Source organism: Candidatus Binatia bacterium (assembly GCA_036493895.1).
Taxonomy (GTDB): Bacteria; Desulfobacterota; Binatia; order UBA1149; family CAITLU01; genus DATNBU01.
The window spans coordinates 17,174-34,841 of record DASXOZ010000006.1 but is presented as its reverse complement, the minus strand read 5'-3'; the positions used below and the strand labels follow the sequence as shown (position 1 = coordinate 34,841).

13 protein-coding genes are annotated in these 17,668 nt (G+C 67.4%); 6 read left to right on the top strand and 7 right to left on the bottom strand.

The features are described from left to right. Positions 1–51: 51 nt before the first annotated feature. Positions 52–2,415, bottom strand: coding sequence for a tetratricopeptide repeat protein (locus VGK20_00325; protein ID HEY2772470.1), 2,364 nt, complete (start codon positions 2,413–2,415; stop codon positions 52–54). Between the two features lie 59 nt (positions 2,416–2,474). On the opposite strand from VGK20_00325, the gene VGK20_00320 reads away from it, so the two are divergent. The 3 genes from VGK20_00320 (at position 2,475) to VGK20_00310 (ending at position 4,951) form a co-directional block, all read left to right on the top strand. Then, a complete protein-coding gene (locus VGK20_00320; GenBank protein HEY2772469.1) occupies positions 2,475–2,798 on the top strand; it encodes a hypothetical protein in 324 nt (107 codons plus the stop codon). 90 nt (positions 2,799–2,888) lie between these two features. After that, positions 2,889–3,722 carry a DUF2092 domain-containing protein gene (locus VGK20_00315; GenBank protein HEY2772468.1) on the top strand — a complete coding sequence of 278 codons (834 nt, stop codon included), beginning with the start codon at positions 2,889–2,891 and terminating at the stop codon, positions 3,720–3,722. Then, a complete protein-coding gene (locus VGK20_00310; protein HEY2772467.1) occupies positions 3,719–4,951 on the top strand; it encodes a hypothetical protein in 1,233 nt (410 codons plus the stop codon). The genes VGK20_00315 and VGK20_00310 overlap by 4 nt, the downstream gene beginning before the upstream one ends. A 63-nt stretch (positions 4,952–5,014) precedes the next feature. Here the strand turns inward: VGK20_00310 and VGK20_00305 are convergent, their stop codons facing one another. From VGK20_00305 to VGK20_00295, 3 genes are all read right to left on the bottom strand, one after another. Further along, a complete protein-coding gene (locus VGK20_00305; protein ID HEY2772466.1) occupies positions 5,015–6,001 on the bottom strand; it encodes a DUF4105 domain-containing protein in 987 nt (328 codons plus the stop codon). Between the two features lie 101 nt (positions 6,002–6,102). Then, on the bottom strand, positions 6,103–7,824 hold the full coding sequence (locus tag VGK20_00300; protein ID HEY2772465.1) for an SbmA/BacA-like family transporter: 1,722 nt from the start codon (positions 7,822–7,824) through the stop codon (positions 6,103–6,105). Positions 7,825–7,878: 54 nt separating this feature from the next. Continuing rightward, a complete protein-coding gene (locus tag VGK20_00295; protein ID HEY2772464.1) occupies positions 7,879–8,076 on the bottom strand; it encodes a hypothetical protein in 198 nt (65 codons plus the stop codon). A 597-nt stretch (positions 8,077–8,673) separates the two neighbouring features. Between VGK20_00295 and VGK20_00290 the strand changes: the two genes are divergently transcribed. Then, positions 8,674–11,832: a discoidin domain-containing protein gene (locus tag VGK20_00290; protein HEY2772463.1), complete on the top strand. Its 3,159-nt coding sequence runs from the start codon at positions 8,674–8,676 to the stop codon at positions 11,830–11,832. A gap of 4 nt (positions 11,833–11,836) precedes the next feature. On the opposite strand, the gene VGK20_00285 is transcribed toward VGK20_00290, so the two are convergent. From VGK20_00285 to VGK20_00275, 3 genes are all read right to left on the bottom strand, one after another. After that, a complete protein-coding gene (locus tag VGK20_00285) occupies positions 11,837–13,564 on the bottom strand; it encodes a glutamine--tRNA ligase/YqeY domain fusion protein (protein ID HEY2772462.1) in 1,728 nt (575 codons plus the stop codon). Positions 13,565–13,844: 280 nt separating this feature from the next. Beyond that, positions 13,845–14,123 carry a hypothetical protein gene (locus VGK20_00280; GenBank protein ID HEY2772461.1) on the bottom strand — a complete coding sequence of 93 codons (279 nt, stop codon included), beginning with the start codon at positions 14,121–14,123 and terminating at the stop codon, positions 13,845–13,847. A 139-nt stretch (positions 14,124–14,262) separates the two neighbouring features. Then, the gene (locus VGK20_00275; GenBank protein ID HEY2772460.1) at positions 14,263–15,003 is read right to left on the bottom strand and encodes a glutathione S-transferase; all 741 of its coding nucleotides are present in this window, start codon (positions 15,001–15,003) and stop codon (positions 14,263–14,265) included. 184 nt (positions 15,004–15,187) lie between these two features. On the opposite strand from VGK20_00275, the gene VGK20_00270 reads away from it, so the two are divergent. Both VGK20_00270 and VGK20_00265 read left to right on the top strand, forming a co-directional pair. Next, positions 15,188–15,493: a DUF4236 domain-containing protein gene (locus tag VGK20_00270; protein ID HEY2772459.1), complete on the top strand. Its 306-nt coding sequence runs from the start codon at positions 15,188–15,190 to the stop codon at positions 15,491–15,493. A 1,064-nt stretch (positions 15,494–16,557) separates the two neighbouring features. Then, entirely contained in the window at positions 16,558–17,574 is a 1,017-nt protein-coding gene (locus VGK20_00265; protein HEY2772458.1) for a hypothetical protein, read from the top strand. Positions 17,575–17,668 lie beyond the last annotated feature (94 nt).

The window sequence follows — 17,668 nt, the reverse complement described above, 5'->3', positions numbered from 1 at the left end:
GGAGATTTGGTGCAGCCGGGATCGCAAGCCGGCGACGAAGCGATTTGTCGCTCAGCGCTCTGCGGCCTGCAGCGCAGCGATCATCCGTGCGACGTCCGGGTCGCCGGGAAGAGCCTGTGCCAGCTTGGTCGCGAAACCGAGCGCCTCGTCGTCGTGCCCGGATGTTGCGAGCATCTCGACGAGCGCCTGGAGGATCTCCACGTCGTAAGGATGCGCGGATTCGGCCCTTTCGAGAACGGAAACGGCGTCGGCGGAGCGACCGAGCGAATGCAGCGCGACTCCGTAGACGTAAGCGTAGCGCGCAGCGCCCGCGTCCAGCCGCGCCGCGGCTTCGAGGTCGGCCAACGCCTCGGCTGCACGGCCGTCGCGCACGAGCGCGAGTCCTCGCGCATGCCGCAGTGCGGCCGAATCGGGCAATGCTTTCAGGCCTCGCGCGAGAACGTCGCGGCAGCCGGCCTCGTCGCCGAACGCGCGATCGACGTCGGCAAGGTTCACGTAAGCGGCCGCGTCCGCGGGATCGATCGCGATCGCAGCCTCGAACGCCGCGCGCGAGTCGGCCTGCCGATGCTGGCGCGCACGCAGGTTGCCGAGGTTGACGTCGGCGAAGGGCTGGTCGGCGTTGAGCTGCTGGGAGGCCACATACTCGGCCAGCTCACGATCCCGCGAGGCTCGCGCGGCCGCGGTCATGGCAGCGTCCGGCGCATCGGCCAGAAGCGCTGCCGCCGTGATTCTCACCGTGCGCACGGGATCGTCCAGGAGCGGTGATGCGAGCGTGGGCGCCTGGGCCGGTGCGACGCCCCCGAGGAGGTCCAGCGACGCCAGGCGCACGCCTGCATCGTCGTCGCGAAGCAGGCGGCCGAGAGCCGTCACCGACGCCGGCATGGCACCATTTTCCGCAGCGGCCACCGCCGAGGCGCGAAGCAGCGAGGGCTGCGACTTGTCTTCGGCGAGAGCGAGAAGCTGGGCTGCACCGACGGCGCCGCGCTTTGCTGCGGAAGCGAGCGTCGTCGGTGCAGACGGTCGCCGTCGCCACTGCGGCCCGTAGAACCGATCCATCGCATCGACAGCCCACGCGGCGGTCTTGCCGGCATGGCAGCGGGTACACGCATCGGGAACCCTGGCCTCGGCATCGAGGTCGGGCCTCGGGACCTGGATCAGGTGATCCCGGCGGGCGTCGACTCCCATGTATGTCGTCTCGGGCATGTGGCACTCGACGCAGCGGGCGCCCGTGCTCGCTGCGTCGTGATGATGATGGCTCTCGACGTCGAACACTTCGCTGCGATGGCATCTGGTGCACAGCGCGTTTCCGTCGGCACGCAGCGCAAGCGAGTGCGAATCGTGGCAGTCGGCGCAGACGACGCCGCGCTGGGACATCTTCGACAGCAGGAAGGACCCCCAGACGTAAACCTCGTCGTGCTGCTGTCCGTCGCCGTAGTACGACGGTTCGGAGATCCACTGCGGCCGCGCGCTTTCGTAAAGGCTCGCATCTGCTGGAGCGTCTTCCTTGAGAAGGGAGCGGCGCGAATGGCACGGAGCGCACGTCGTGGTCTGCGCCTCGGTCGGCGGCGAAGTACGGGAAGCGATGGCAACCGTGGGCGCGGCGAATTGCCAGGCATCGCGGCTCCATCGTGGAAGCACGACGGCAAGCCCCTCGGAAGCGGCGCCGCCGAACGGCGGCTTTGCCGAAGCCGCCCACTCGACGTGTTTCGCGCCGGGGCCATGGCATGCCTCGCACGCCACGTTGATTTCGGCGAACGTCGTCGCGTACGTTTTCGTCGCGACGTCGAGATTCTTGCGCAGCGCCGTCGAATGGCACGACGCGCACTGGAGGTTCCAGTTGCGCATGTATCCGGTCCAGTCCAGGGCGTCTCCCGGCTTCGAAGCGTCGCCAGGAGCAAGGTCGAACCAGCGCTGGCCGCCACGCTCTTTCGGCCTGGCATCCCACGCGACCGGATAGGCCTGCAGCCGCCCGCCCGGCAACTCGAGAAGAAGCTGCTGAAGCGGATCGATGCCGAACACATAGCGCACCGGATAGTCGTGGCGCTCGCCGTGTGGCCCGCGCGCCTCGACGAGCCAGTCGCCGCTGTCGGCGGCGCCTCGATGAAAGAGCGAGGGCCCGCGCGCGCTATCGAAGCGCACATCGTGGAAATCGCCGATCACGCTCGAGTCCGATGGCTCGAGCATCGCCTTGGCGTGGTGCGACGATGACCAGCGTTGCCAGTCGTCCTCGTGGCAGCCCCGGCACTTTGCAGAACCGACGAAGCCGTCGGGCATCGCGACTCGAACGACGGCAGCGGCCTTCTCGGGCGAATTGGCCGCGGCGGCGCTTGCCGCCGCAGGGACAGGTGCGACGGCTGCGACGATCAGCAGGAGTGTGGCTGCGGCGCCAGGCCCGGGAAACAGGTGTGGCGACATCGAAGGCCGCGGACGATAGCAGCGCTGGTGCGCGGCTCAACGCCCGGGTGTCGAGACGCTTGACAGCAAAGCTCCACAAACATCCAAGTTGCTGCGCCGGGCTCCGCCCCGGCGCGTCGAAAACGTTCGGCAGTCTTACGCTGGAACTGGACACGGCGGTCACGGCGTTCGCCGACAACGACGAATGTTTCCGCGGCCACACGCGCAAGGCGAACCCCGTCGTTGCCGTGCAGAGCCACTTTGTCTACAGCTTTCCGTTCGCGAGCTGGGCTGCGCTGGACACGACGTATTACGACGGGGGACGCTCGACCGTGGACGGCGTACGCAATGACGCGCCCTGTCCAACCTGCGCGTCGGCGGGACGCTGGGGCGGCGGATTGTAAACCCGATCCGCTTGCAGTGGCAGCGAAAAACCTCCCATGATTTGGGAACGCTTTGACAGCCGTCGCCGACGGCAGGAGGGAATCCGGACGATGGAAAAGGCAAAGTGGCAACTGCCGGCGGCACCGCACCTCGTTGTACTGGCGGCACTGGCGCTGGCGGGCTGCGCCGCGACGGCGCACGAGCACCCGACGGTGCCTGCGCAGGCGCAGGCGCAGGCAAACCCGGATCCGTCGGCAATCCTGCAGCAGATGGCGCAATTCCTCTCCTCGCAGCCGCACTTCAGTGTCCACGTCACCTGCGGCTATGACTCCGTGCAGGACGACGGCCGCAAGCTCGAATTCATGGAGCACCGCACCTTTGTCGTGGATCGGAGCAAGCAGCGGATGCGCGTCGACGTCGAGCAGAGCGATGGGGACAGGAGCTTGGCGCTGTTCGATGGCACCACGATCACGGCCCAGGATCTCAGTCGCAACGTTTACGCCCAGGCCGCCGCAAAGCCGACGCTCGATGGTTCGATCGCCTATTTCATCCAGGGATTGCGGATGCCGTTTCCGCTCGCGCTGCTGCTGGTCAGCACGCTGCCGGACCAGCTGGACAGGCGCTCCCGCGACGTGGAGTACGTCGAGGAGACGTCGATCCTCGGGACGCCGGCTCACCACATCGCCGCGCGCACCGACGGTGCCGACTACCAGCTATGGATCGCTGCCGGCAAGAATCCCCTCCTGCTTCGCGTGGTGCTGACGTACCCCGAAGCCGATGGGGAGCCGCAGTACAGGGCGATGCTGGACGACTGGAACCTCGCCCCGGTTCTTCGTGATTCGACATTCGCATTCCAGCCGTCTTCCGGCGCGACCAGGATCGCGTTCGCGCCCCAGGTCGCCCCGGCTGCAGCCAAGCCGTCGAAGGAGGCAAAAGCGCGATGAAGCCTAAACTGATGCGCGCAGTCGCGGTCGCAACGGCCGCAGTGTTCATTTCCATGCTCGCAGCCGTCGATTGCCAGGCACGCGGCGGCGGAGGTCGCGGCGGCGGCGGCCGCGGCGGCGGCGGCGCTTCTCGCGGTGGCGGCGGCGGCGGCCGCGGCGGCGGCGGCGGCGGCGGGTACTCGCGCGGTGGCGGCGGCTCCTCTCGCGGCGGCTACAACCGCGGCGGAGCGGCATCGGGCGGGGGCTTCTCGTCCGGAGCCGGGCGCGCGACGAGCCGCCCCGGATCCTCTTCCGGGGCAGCGCAGCGCGGCTCCGCAGGCAGCGCCAATCGCGGCGGCGCGACCGCCGGCGCAACGAACCGCGGCGGCGCGACCGCTGGAGCGATGAACCGCGGCGGAGCAACGGCCGGAGCAGCGAACCGCGGCGGAGCCACGGCCGGAGCAGCGAATCGAGGCGGAGCGACTGCAGGAGCGAATCGTGGGGGCGCGACCGCAGGAGCGAATCGAGGTGGAGCGACTTCAGGAGCGAATCGAGGTGGAGCGACCGCAGGCACGAGTGATCGCGCCGCCGCGGGCTCGGCCGGCAAGCAGCCGGGCGGTGGGGCATCCAACCGCGCGAATTCTTCCCAGGGATCACGCGCGGGCGCAGGCGGAGACAAGCGCGCCGGCGCCTCGCAGGGGTCGCGGCCTTCCACTGCGGACAATCGCGCCGGTACACGCCAGAGCGGTCAGCAAAACCGTGCCGACACACGCCAGGCCGGCCAGGAAAACCGCACGGGGCGCCAGGACAACCGCACCGAAAGTCGCGGTGACCGCCAGGACAACCGCACCGACCGCAGCGAGAACCGCCAGGACAACCGCACGGATCGAACCGACACCCGCCAGGAGAACAGGACCGATCGCCAGGGGAACAGGTCCGATGCGATAAGCGACATCTCCGACGACTACCACGGCGACAACCACTACGACGACGACTACCACCACGATCACTGGGACGACGATGACTGGGGTGACGCGATGCTCGCCGGCGCGCTGATTGCCGGCACCGCGGCGGTCGTCTCGACTGCGATCGTGCAGCCGCAGGTCGTTTACGTTGCGACGCTGCCGTGCCCGCCGGTCGCCGTCGTCGCAGGAGGGCTGTCCTACTACCAGTGCGGAGCGACGTGGTACACGCAGACGTACGCGGGCGGCAGCCCCACGTACATGGTCTCGGATCCGCCGCCGCAATAGCGAAAACAGCCGGCAGGCTGCGGGAAAACCCCGGTCGGACGGGAATGGTTTTTCCGCGGCCTGCTACGGAAGGCCGGCGCGGATCCGCTGCGAAAAATCGGCGGCCTTGCCGGCGGCCTGCGCCGCGTCGTTGACGCGGGAGCGCCGCTCGAGCTCGTCGAACGGCATGCTGGTGTTGATGCGACCGAGCTCATACAGGTACTCGGGCACGTGGCCGCTGGCCAGGATTTTCCAGCTCAGCGGATTGGCGTTGCTGTTGACCAGCGTGTGACGCCAGATCGTCGTCGTACAGTTGGTCGTCAGCGTATTGTAGAACTCCGGATGCTCGCGCAGGTCGTTGATCGCGCGCACGTAATCGAGGAACAGGCTCCGGATGTTCTCGCGCGGCGCGTTCGTGCGGTAGGCGTAGACGTCCTCGGGCGGATCCTTGCGGTAGTTGGTACGCACGCCGATGAGGTCGCGTTCGTCGGCGACCACGTAGAACAGCTCGTAGCGGCGGAAGAAGCCGGCCAGCGTCGAGTACGATTCGCCGACTTCCTTGCGCGTCTCGATCGAGACGGCGAGATAGTCGCGGCCGCCGAAGCCGAAGCTCACCAGCAAGTGGGCGATGTCCTTGCCCATCCAGTAGGACGCGACCACGTCGAGCTCATCGAGATCGCTCAACTTGTAGCTCTTGTCGTACCAGGCCGGAGTGAAATCGGTCTCGCTGCGGTAGTCGAAATTGCGGACGTTGTGGAAGGTCACGACGTCATCGTTGACCTCGGCCCACGGCTGCAACGACACGTCCTGCTGCCACTGGCGGTCGTTGGACGGCTCGATGCTGCGAAACCAGACGAACGTGACGGCCAGCGCTGCAAGCAGCAGGTAGAGCGCGGGCCTCAGGCGCCTGGCAAACACCCCGACGATGCCGGCAACGCCGAGCACGGCCAGCGCCATCGCGGCCGGCTCCGCGAAGGACCGCGACAGCGTCGAGAAGTGCAGGGCGCCGGCGGCGAACAGGACAGTCGGCAACAGAACGAGCGCGGCAAGGATGCGTGTGAAAACGATCAACGGCGTGTCGGGTGACTATGTCTCGCCTGCCCGGATTCCAAACGGCGTGGAGGATCGGTCGCGCGCAGGATCGGTCGCTGCCGAGCGCAGCAGGGCACGCTTCAGGCCGTCGCCGCCGGCTTGGCGGCTTCTTCAGCCGCAGACTTCAGAGTCCAGGGCCCGTCACCGGAGAGCTCGAGCACCTGGTCGTAATTGCTCGCCTGCTCGCCGTCGCCGCGACTGATCGTGACGTACGTGATTCCGGCCGCGGCCAGCATCGATATCGCATGCGTCAGCCGCTCCGGCTCCAGCGTCGTCTCGAGGCGATCGAGGAACGCGTAGTCGGGAGCGACGAGCAGCACCCGGGCGATGGCCAGGCGCTGCAGCTCGCCGAGAGAGAGGATGTCGTCCCAGTCCCGCTCGACGTCGAGGCCGCCGATGCGCTCGAGCGCTTCGCTGAGGTCGAGCGAGGCCAGCGTCTCGTGGATGCGTTTCTCGTCCGAAGGCTTGGCGCACTCCGGTGGAATGAAGATCTGCCGCAGCGTTCCCGGCGGCAGGTACGGGCGTTCGGGCACGAAACAGATGCAGCGATGGGCGGGGCGCACGATGCGGCCGCTGCCGCTTTCCCAGAGCATGCCGGTGGCCCGGAACAGTGCGATCTTGACCATCTCGTTCGGCCCGGTCACCAGCAGCCGGGTGCCGCGTTCCACCGTCAGCGTCAGGTCCTTCAGCAGCACCCGCCCGTCCTCCGGCGAGGTGAGCGTCAGGTCGTCGAACTCGAGACCGTCCTGGCCGTCGCTGACTTCGATGGGACACGGGGCCGCGTTTTCGAGCTCGTCCCTTGCCTCGCTGAAGTGGTCGAGGCGCGCGACGACGGCGGTAAACGACGAGATGGACTGGAACTGCGTCACGATCAGCGAGAAGCCGCCGAGAAGTTGTGCGAACGCGATCGTCGACTGGGTGATGACGCCGAACTCGATCTCGCCGCGGATGTACATCGGCGCGACCACGAGCACGGGAATCACCTGGATCAGGTAGTTGTAGCCGTTCGTGAAGAAATTCAAATTGCGGTTGACCGCGATCAGCTTGCGGTAGTTGAAAACCAGTCGCTGGATGCGCATGTGCAGGCGGTCGAGGAAATGGTCTTCGTAGTGCGCCAGCGCGACAAACTCGCTGTGCTCGCGCACCTGCACCAGGTCGGACCTCAGTTCTGCCTCGCGATCGAACTGGTCGTAGTTGATCCAGATGAGCGGCCTGCCGAGCCAGAACGCGACCGCCGACCCGACGGTCGCGTAGCTGACCGCGACGACGAACAGCATCGGGCTGATGCTCCACAGGACGCCGGAAAACGAGATCACGGCCAGCGTCGCGTTGAGCACCAGCAGCATGAACGAGACGGTCGTCGTCGTGAATGCCTTCGCGTCGTCGGTGATCCTCTGGTCCGGGTTGGCGATGCGCTCGGACTGCGCCAGCCGGTGGTAGAGGTGCTCGCCGATGTAGAGATCCACCAGGCGCGTCGTCAGGAACTCGCGCCACAGCAGCCCAAGCCTCTCCTCGACCCAGCGGATGATCGTCGCGACGAGCGTCAGCACGAGCAGGATTCCGACGTAGCGAAACGTCTGCTGGAGGAATTCGGTGGAATTGCGGCCGGCTACCGCGGTCATGAAGTCGCGGCCGATGAAGCTGCTTGCGACGTTGAGCCCGTTGATCGTCAGCAGCAGCAGAAGAAGCGAACAGAAATAGAGCTTGACGCGCGGCCCTACCGGTGAACGCGCGAGCTGGCGCACGCTCGCGACGAAACGATGTCGCGACGCGCTGTTGAGAAGAATCGGGCGCTCACTCATGCGGGGCTCGTTCGGGGCTACGGAGCTTGACTTTGACCCCATAACGCGGGTCCGTCAATCCGGGTCCCTGCCGGCAGTCCGCAGCAGCGCCCACGGCGGCAGGAGCACGAGCAACGATGGAACGTTGACCCATTCGACGTTGCATGCGCCGCCGTAGACGAGGCCGTAACCGCTGTCGATCACGAACCAGGCACGGATCGATGCAAGCGCGGCCAGCGCGACCGTCGCGTCGCTCCGTCGCGGCGCAGCCACCGTTCGAGCATCACGAACTGCGCGAGCACGCAGCTGCCGATCGGGCCGAAGAAGTCCAGTGCGAGAGCGCGAGCGGACGGCGCGAGCGCGACGCGGTCGTACGGCGACAGCGCGAGTGCGATCGAACCGCGGCGTGAACGCAGACGTCGATCCGTCGAAAGCGATCACTACGCCGGTGGCAGCACCGAACAGCGCCGAGGCAGAGCACGCGCGCGCGGCTCGCGTGGCGGGATCGGGCGAAAATCGGCGCGGCTCACGAGAAGGGACACGCCGATGAGCAGCACCGGCGTGAGATGGATCATCCGGAGCTGAACGTCGCGCCGAGGGCTGCGGAGCCATCGGAGGGAAAAAGAACACGAGGGGAGCGCGAGCCCGAACGCCGCGAAGCTCCATGACGCGACCGGGGTCCATGCGGCGATAAGGTCGGGTGGGATTTTCCCCGTCACGAAACCCCTTTGCGGATCGTATCATCCCCGTCGCGGGCGCCCACAACGTTCCCCGGTGCGGCGGCGGAGCCGGGGGCTTTGAGGTGCGGCCCTGCCGTCGCCGCATCGGGCAGCGTGGCGTCAGAACGCAATCCCGTTCATGAAAGGTGCCATGAGCGACGAGCACCCTCCCCTGCTGGACGTCACCCTGCCCCCTGATCCGGCCCGCTGGGGTGTCGTCACGTCGGGACTGGCCGAGCTTGCGCTCGCTTCGACCAGCGATTCGACCACGCCGGCACTTCGCCTCGAGTACGATTTCCACGAGGGCGGCGGCTTCGTCGTCGCCGTGCACCGAGTCGCCGTGGAGCTTCCCGAGGTCTGGGAGATGCGGCTGCGCGTGCGGGGCAACGCCCCGGCCAACGTCCTCGAGATCAAGGTGATGGACAGCTCGGGCGAGAGCGTGTGGCGCTGGAAGCAGGAGTCGTTCTCGCCGCCGACCGACTGGATGAGGCTGAGAATCCCCAGCTACGCTTTCGAGTTCGCATGGGGACCGGCCGGCGGAGGCGAGCCGAAAGCCATCAGCCGCCTCGAGATCGCCGTCGTCGCGCCCCCCGGCGGCCGCGGCGTCATCGATATCAGCAGCATCCGCCTCGTCGATCGCGGCATTCCGCACTTCGCGAAGATCGAAGCGAGCAGCACGGCGCCGGGGACCACGCCCGAACTGGCCTATGACCGGCACGCGGGCACTTCGTGGCTCAGCGCAAGCGATGCCGGGCCGCACTGGCTGCAGATCGACTTCGACGACACCCACGACGTTGGCGGGCTCGTGATCCTGTGGACGATCGGCGCACTTCCAGCGTCGTTCCGCGTCAACACCCGCGACTCCGACGGCCAGTGGTCGATCGCATACGAGGCCACGCACGCCGGCGCCGCCGCGTCCTTCGTGCCGTTCGTCGTTGCCAGGATCTGTGCGATCCGCATCGAGGCCGTCGCCGAGGACGCGAAGTCCGGTGTCGGAGTGGCCGACATCGACGTGCGCTCGCCCTCCTGGTCGCGCACGCCGTCGGAATTCCTCACGCACGTCGCACAAGCGGTCCCGCGCGGAACGTTCCCGCGGTATCTCCTGCGCGAGCAGATCCTGTGGACGCCGGTGGCCACTCCGACCTCGGGCCCGGTAGGCCTGATCAACGAGGACGGCGCGGTCGAGATCGGCGAGGGCGGCTTTACGATCGAGCCGTCGCTGCTGCTCACGGACGGGAAAAATCCCGAGTGGATCACGTGGGCCGACGTCGAGCGCTCGATGAGCCTCGAGGGCGGGGGATTCCCCTTGCCGTCGGTGGGCTGGCATCGCGACGGCGTCGAGCTGGTCGTCACGCCGTTCGCGGAAGTGAACGGGGGCGACGAGCACGTCGTGGTGCGCTACCGCGTGCGCAACCTGGCCGCCGAGCCGCGGAGCATCACTCTCGTCGTCTCGGTGCGTCCTTTCCAGGTGACGCCTCCGTCCCAGGCCTTTCGCAATCTCGGCGGACCGATGCAGATCGAGACGCTGGCGGCCGAGGGCAATGTCGTGCGCATCGGGCGCGATGCGAAGATCACGAGCGATCCTGCATGGAGCGGGTTCGGCGCGACGACGATCGACGAGGGAGGGCTGACGCCGTTCCTCGTGCGCGGCGTGCTTCCCACGCGCACGTCGGTGGCCGACAGACACGGGTACTCCGGCGCGGCGCTGCGCTTCGACCTCGTGGTGGACGCGTCCGGTCACAGCGACGTCTTCGTCGCGTGCCTGCCGGACACGACCACCGACCGCGTCGATCTCGTCGGCCGCGGCTCGACTCCTCCGGTTGCCTACCAGAAGGAGGTGCAGGCGACGTTGTACGACGACGGCGGCGGCGAGCCGGTCCATCGCGATCCCGTGCCGGCCGGCGACGGTGCGCGGCGACTCGAGCGTGCGATCGCGCAGTGGCACGAAGCGCTGCCGGTCGGGCTGCTGAAGTTTCCGGAAGTCGCGCGCGACGCGCTCGAGACCTATCTCAAGTCGATCGGCGACATTCTTTCGTGCCGCGACGGCGTGGCACTGCAGCCGGGGCCGCGGCGTTACACGCGCTCGTGGATCCGCGACGGGACGATCATGGCTGCGGCGCTGCTGCGCGCGCGCCGCGCGGACGCCGCGCGTGCCTACATCCAGTGGTACGGAAGGTTCCAGCGCGAAGACGGCTACGTGCCGTGCTGCGTCGATCGCAACGGAGTCGATTCCCTCGTCGAGCACGACAGCCACGGCCAGCTGATCCACGCGGTGTCCGAAGCCTGCCGCTTCATGCACGACGAGGAGTTCGCGCAGGCGATGTGGCCGCGCTGCATCCGTGCCGCCGTCTACCTCGAAAGCCAGCGCGCCTTGCGCAAGACCGACGAATTCCGCAGTGGACCGCGGCGGTCCTGTTTCGGGCTGCTTCCCGAATCGGTCAGCCACGAAGGCTACCTCGCGCATCCGGTGCACTCGTACTGGGACGATTTCTGGGCGCTGCGCGGGTACCGCGACGCCGCGTATCTCGCCCAGTCCCTGGGTGCGCGCGCCGCTGCGGCCGGGCGCGGCACCGATGCCGAAGCGTTCGCGCGCGAACGCGTGCGCTGGATCGCGGCGGCCGACGACCTGGCTGCCGCCATCGGATTTTCCGTGCGCATCGTGATGGAAGAGCGGGGCCTGGACACGATCCCGGCGTCGGTCGAATGGGCAGACTTCGATCCGACGGCGATTGCCGGTGCGATCTCGCTGGCGGGCGCCGTCGATGTGCTTCCGCCCGGCGCGGTCGCGCGCACCTTCGATCAATACATGGTGGGTGTGCGTGCGCGGCGCGACGGCTCGAGCCAGTGGACGAACTATTCGCCGTACGAAGTCCGCATCGTCGGTGCGCTGGTGCGCCTGGGCCGCCGCGACGACGCCAACGAGCTGCTCGATGCGCTGCTCGGCGACCGCTACCCGCCCCAGTGGAAACAGTGGTCGGAGATCGTCTGGCACAATCGAACGGCGCCGGCCCATCTCGGCGACCTTCCGCACTGCTGGATCGGCGCGGAATACTCGATCGCGCTGCGCTCGATGCTCGTCTACGAGCACGAGGGCGATTCGGCGCTCGTCATCGGCGCCGGCCTGAGGAGCGAGTGGCTGACCGGCGACGGCATCGAAGTGTGCGCGTTGCCGACGTGGTTCGGAGACCTCGACCTTTCGATCCGTCGCGGTCCCGGAGGCCGCTACCGCGTGCGAGCCGGCGGCGCCGCGTCTCCGCCGGGCGGGTTCGTGCTGCAGCTTCCCGGCGCCGCGACGCTCGAGACGGCGTAGAAGGCTATCCCTCGCGCTTCTGGATGTTGGCCCATTCGTCCTTGAGCGTTGCCGTGCGGTTGAGGACGAGGTTGCCTGGCGTCGCATCGCGGTCGACGCAGAAGTAGCCGATCCTCTCGAGCTGGAAGCGCTCTCCGGCTCGTGCGGACGCGAGCGACGGCTCGACGCGCGCCTGGATCACCTTGAGGGAAGCGGGATTGAGATTGTCGAACGGCGACTTGCCGTCTTCGACTTTCATCGGGTTCTCGCGCGTGAAGAGCGGATCGTACAGGCGCACTTCGGCGGGCGCCGCGTGGGCGGCCGAGACCCAGTGAAGAGTGGCCTTGACCTTGCGGCCGTCGGGAGAGTCGCCGCCGCGGGTGCCCGGATCGTAGGTGCAGCGCAGCGTGGTGATGCGCCCCGCGGCGTCCTTCTCGACGCCCGTGCACGTGACGAAGTACGCGTAGCGAAGGCGCACTTCGCGGCCGGGCGCCAGCCGGAAAAACTTTTTCGGCGGGTCTTCCATGAAGTCGTCGCGCTCGATCAGCAGCTCTCCCGAAAACGGCACCTGGCGCGTCCCCGCCGCCGCGTCCTCGGGATTGTTGACCGCCTCGACCATGTCGACCTTGCCTTCGGGCCAGTTCTCGATGACGAGGCGCAGCGGATCGAGCACGCCCATCACGCGCAGCGAGGTGCGGTTGAGGTCGTCGCGCACGTGATGCTCGAGCTGCGCGAAGGCGACCGTGTTGTCGGATTTGGCCACCCCGACGCTTTCGCAGAACGCGCGAAGGCCGGCCGGCGAATAGCCTCGCCGGCGCATGCCCGAAATTGTCGGCATGCGCGGGTCGTCCCAGCCGCTGACGTGTGCTCCCTCGACGAGGCCGCGAAGGATGCGCTTGCTCATCACGGTGTTCGCAAGGTTCAGTCGCGCGAACTCGATCTGCCGGGGCCGGCTCGGCACGTCGGCTGGCAGAAGCTCGTCCAGCACCCAGTCGTACAGTGCGCGGTTGGGAACGAACTCGAGCGTGCAGATCGAATGCGTGATGCCTTCGATCGCATCCGACAGGCAATGCGCGAAGTCGTACATCGGGTAGATGCACCACTTGTCTCCGCTGCGATGGTGCCCCGTGCGCTGGATCCGGTAGAGCACGGGGTCGCGCATCACGATGTTCGGGGAAGCCATGTCGATGCGGGCGCGCAGCGTGCGGGCCCCGCTCCCGAACTCGCCGGCGCGCATGCGGCGGAAAAGATCGAGATTTTCCTCGACGCTGCGCTCGCGCCACGGGCTGTTGCGGCCGGGCTCGGTGAAGGTGCCGCGGTATTCGCGCATCTGGTCGGCGCTGAGATCGCAGACGAAAGCCTTGCCGCCACGCACGAGCTGCTCGGCGTACTGGTAGAGCCGCTCGAAGTAGTCGGCCGCGTGGTAGAAGTGCTCGCCCCATTCGAAGCCGAGCCAGCGCACGTCCTCGACGATGGAATCGACGTACTCGACGTCCTCCTTGGTCGGGTTGGTGTCGTCCATGCGAAGGTGGCAGCGGCCGCCGAACTCGCGCGCAATGCCGAAGTTGAGGCAGATCGCCTTGGCGTGACCGATGTGAAGGTAGCCGTTGGGCTCAGGAGGAAACCGGGTAACGACGCGGCCCTGGTTCTTTCCGGCGGCGAGGTCGTCGGCCACGCGCTGGCGGACGAAATCGAGGCCTGCCGTGCGGCTGCTGCCCGATGCGGCGGCGGGTGTGGGGGTTTCGCTCGGCACAAGGTCTCCTGAAAGCGGCGGATAGTAGGGAAAACCCGCCGGCGCCGCGAATGCGGACGCGCCGGCGCGGTTCATCCGCGGGCCGTGGACAGCGCGGGGCGCCGCCACGAACCTTTCGCCGGAGTCTTCTTCGAAGGTGCGAGCGATGATCGACGACGAAGATCGCAACGCCAGCCTGGCGCCCGACCGCGGGCGCGTCTTTCCGACCCAGCTCGCGCACGTCGTGCGCCGCACCAGCACCGCTCGCTTCGAGGCGATGCTCGCGTGTCGGCTCGGAGTCCTATTCTGCGTCTTTTTCCGCGTCTTTCTTCTTCAAAGATGCGCGGTTCTCCTCGATGAAAGCCCTCAGGTCGTCGGCGCGGGCGAGCAGCTTGTCCCACTGCTCGACGTACAGCGTCACCGGGAAGCGGCCCATGCCGTAAACCGAGACGCCGCCCTTGTCCGACACCTTGAAGGAAACCCCGTCCGGCCGTGGTTTCGGCTTCTTGAGCCGTTCGTTCTCGGCGCGCAGGCGGGCAATCTCTTGCTGCTGCGGATCGATCGGATCTGTTTCGGTCATGGTCTTCCTCCATTGCCGGGCGCCGTGGCGTTCCCGGCATTCACCGCGTCAGGTGTAGCACAGCATGGCGCGAGTGCGACGCCGGGTGCGGCGAATCATCACTGCGCCGTCATCGGCCCTTCGTCATCAAAGGCACCGCTCACCCCGGAAGGTCCAGCTCCGGATAGTGGCGGAAGATCCCCATCTCGTTGAACGGGATGCGCCGGTCGGAAGCGAGGTAGGCGGCGATGCGCGGCAGCTCGCTCGTGCGCTTGCACAGGGCGAGAAGTGCCTGCGCGCGCGCGGATTGCTTCTCGAGCGTGCGCGGGAAGGCGTACTGGAGACCGGCGACCATCTGGAAGACGCCGAGGTCTGCATAGCTCGGGTTCGCGCCGAGCAGCCACCGGCCGCCTGACATCGACAGCACGCGCTCGAAATAGCCGAGGAACTTCGGAATCCGCTCCTCGCAGAACCTGGCGGCGGCCGCCGCCGCGGCTTCCTTCTGATCCTCGTAGTACAGCGATCCGGAAACGGGGTGATGGACGTTGTGCGCCTCATCGACGAGATCGGCTACCGTCATCGCAAGCTGCAAGGCGTGGGCGCGGCCCGCTTCGCCGTCGGGCGCGAGGCCGTGCCGCTCGGCGACATAACGACAGATGTTCGTGCTCTGCGCGACGACGACGCCGGCGTCGTCGAGAAACGGCGGGGCGAACGGCAGCACATCGGCGCGGTCGCCGCGAAGGAAGGACAGCAGCGGCGCGGTGCCGCCGCCTTCCTCTTCCGGCAAACGGGCAACGTCGTTGTACGAGACGGCCGCGGCCTCCAGAACGAGGCGGGGGAATTCTCCGCGGCCCTGGATGAACGGCCAGTAGTAGAGGTCGTAGCGAGCGTTTGCTGCCATCACGGAACGCTAGCGGGGAGAAGGCGAGGGTGCCAGCATCGCAGCGGCGCGACAGCGGCGCCAGCAAGGCGCCGGCCCAAAAGGGGCGGTGGACCTGCGGGTGGGTTTTTCGGTATGCTGCTTTTTGCAGGTTCAGCCGCAGATCGTGGGAGTCCCGACACCTCGGGAACTCAGGAGGCGAGTCGTGGGGTACTTCCGCTTTCGCAGATCCATCAAGCTGCTGCCGGGCATTCGCCTCAACATCGGCAAGAAGAGCTCGTCCGTCTCCGTTGGTGTGCGCGGCGCCCATGTGACCTTCGGCAAAACCGGCACGCGTACGACAGTGGGAGTTCCCGGAACGGGACTCTCGTACACGCAGGTCAGCCCGAATCACGACGAAGCGGGGCCGAGCGACGGTCAAACGGCGACGAGCACGCGATCGCCGCTGGGTGGACTGGTGCTGCTGCTCGTCATCGGGCTGATCGCCGCGGCGATGTTCGGATCACACTGACGCGCCGCCGCGAACATCGCGGACTGCGTTGGAGCGAGGACCGCAGGTACCGCGGGCGGTGCGCTTTCGTCGCACCGCCCGCGTTCTCGCAGTCAACCCTGTGGAGAGCCCGGAACGGCCCGTGAGGTGGGCGAGGAGGTGCGCACCTGCGGCCATGCATCGACCAGCCCGCTCCGGTCTCGCACGGCTCGTTCCGTCCCGGAACTCTCCGGCCTGCTCGCGGCTCCCCCCGCGGACGCATTTCCCGCCGTCATCGCGCCAGTGACATCGCCTGCTGCTCGGTGGCCGCCAAGCCCACCCCCCTCGGTGGAGCGAATGCCAGGCTGCAACGACGGCAAGGACGAGCGCGCCGCGGCTCGCGAGCCAGGAACCTGGGGAAAGGATGCTGTCGAGGACGGCCCCGGCGGTTGCGCAGGAGCGCAGCCGTAGAGCCAAACCAGAAGCCCTGCGCCGATCGCCAGTGCGACCATGGTCACAAGGATTGCTGCTCCCGATCCGCCGCCTCGCGTTTCATCGGGCAGTGAAGGGCTCCACACCACGGCAGGGGAGTCGGCCGTGCCGCCTTCGAAACGGCGATGCACCTCGGCCGAACGCTGGAGGTCCGATTTGCGGGAGGACCCGCCGAAGCGGGTAAAGGACGTCGACATCCGTTTCCTCGTTGGATTGCCTTTCGGCGCCGACACCGAAGTGGCGACGCCGAACGGCAGACGAGGCAACGTCCGAACGGGGCTCGTGTACCCCAGGTGGGGAGGCGCCGTCAAGGGCTGCCGCGAAGCGCGAGCTGCGAAAAGCGTCTGTCGGCATGAGCGCGAGACGCGCAATTGTCGGAAACGCCTAGCGTTTTCCCTCGCTCGACCGTCGACAGTCCCGTCGCCCGCGATCAAACCCGTGCAGGTTCGTCTTCGACGGGTCGAGGTGCAGGACCGAAGCCTGGCTCGCGCCGTGCCCGGTCGACGACGCAACGCCCCGCAGTTGCTTGACGCCCCTTGGTCGAGGGTCTAAACCCCTGAATTGGTGGGGATGCCTCAAAGGGACGGCGAGGCACCGTCAAAAAAGGAGAGTTCATGTTGAGACTACGTTCGACGTTGTGGGCGACCGCCGCCGCGGCCGCGCTGGTGGCCGCCTGCGTACCGGCCGCCCAGGCCCAGGTTACGATCTGCCGCGGGCCGGGTTTTTACCAGAATCATGGCGGCTCCGAGAAGGACGGCGAGAACGTCGTCCAGGACATCCTGAGCGCCGTCGACGGAATCAACGTGTGCGGCCACCACATCACCGAGACGACGTTCCTCGGTGGTCTCGACTCCGCGCTCGAAGGGCTCTGCGTGCGCACCCAGGGTGTGGACCAGCGCCAGCTCTACCGCGAGCTCATTACCGCCGACCTCAACTGCCAGGTCAGCGAAGGCGGGAGCTGCGACGAGATCTCCGGCCGCTTCATCGACATCAATTACAGCGACTGCGATGCGCTGTGCTCCGGCGAGACGGTCGACGGCCTGACCCAGGACACCTGCATCGCCGCCCTGGCGTGTTTCAACGAGGGCGGCCGCTACATCGAGGGCACCTGCTACAGCGGCACCTGCAACGACGACGGCGTGACCCTGTGCAACGATACGCTCGTCTGCGCCAACAACGCCGACTGCGTGCAGTTCGACGACAGCTGCGCGGGCAACCAGTTCTGCAGCCAGGATCTCCAGTCCAACGCGCAGATCTGTCCCAAGCACGGCCCGGCTTCGAGCCCGATGGAATGCCGCGTTGCACGAAAGGACGGCTGCACCATCGACGACATCGCCTGCTACAACACGTGCACGGCTTTCGACACGTGCGTCGCGGCCTGCGACGCGACTCCCGGCTGCGACCCCAATAATGTCTGTGATAGCGAAGGCCAATGTTTCGACTATTGCCTGTTCGAGGGCTTCGGCGACCACTCGCCGTGCGGATGCGAGCTATCGTGGGCGGAGTACTGCGACGCGTTCGCCGCGCAGTTCTACCCCACGTTCGATGACTGCCTCGCCGACTACCCGACCGCCGAGGCCAACGGCTTCTGCGAAGAGTGCGGGGCCGATCCGGGGTCCTGCATCCCGTAAGCTCCGCTTCTCGAGCGGACTTTCGAGGGAGGTCGCCTCACGGCGGCCTCCCTCTTTTTTTGCGTCGCTGGTGATCGCCGGCGGTGGATGAGAG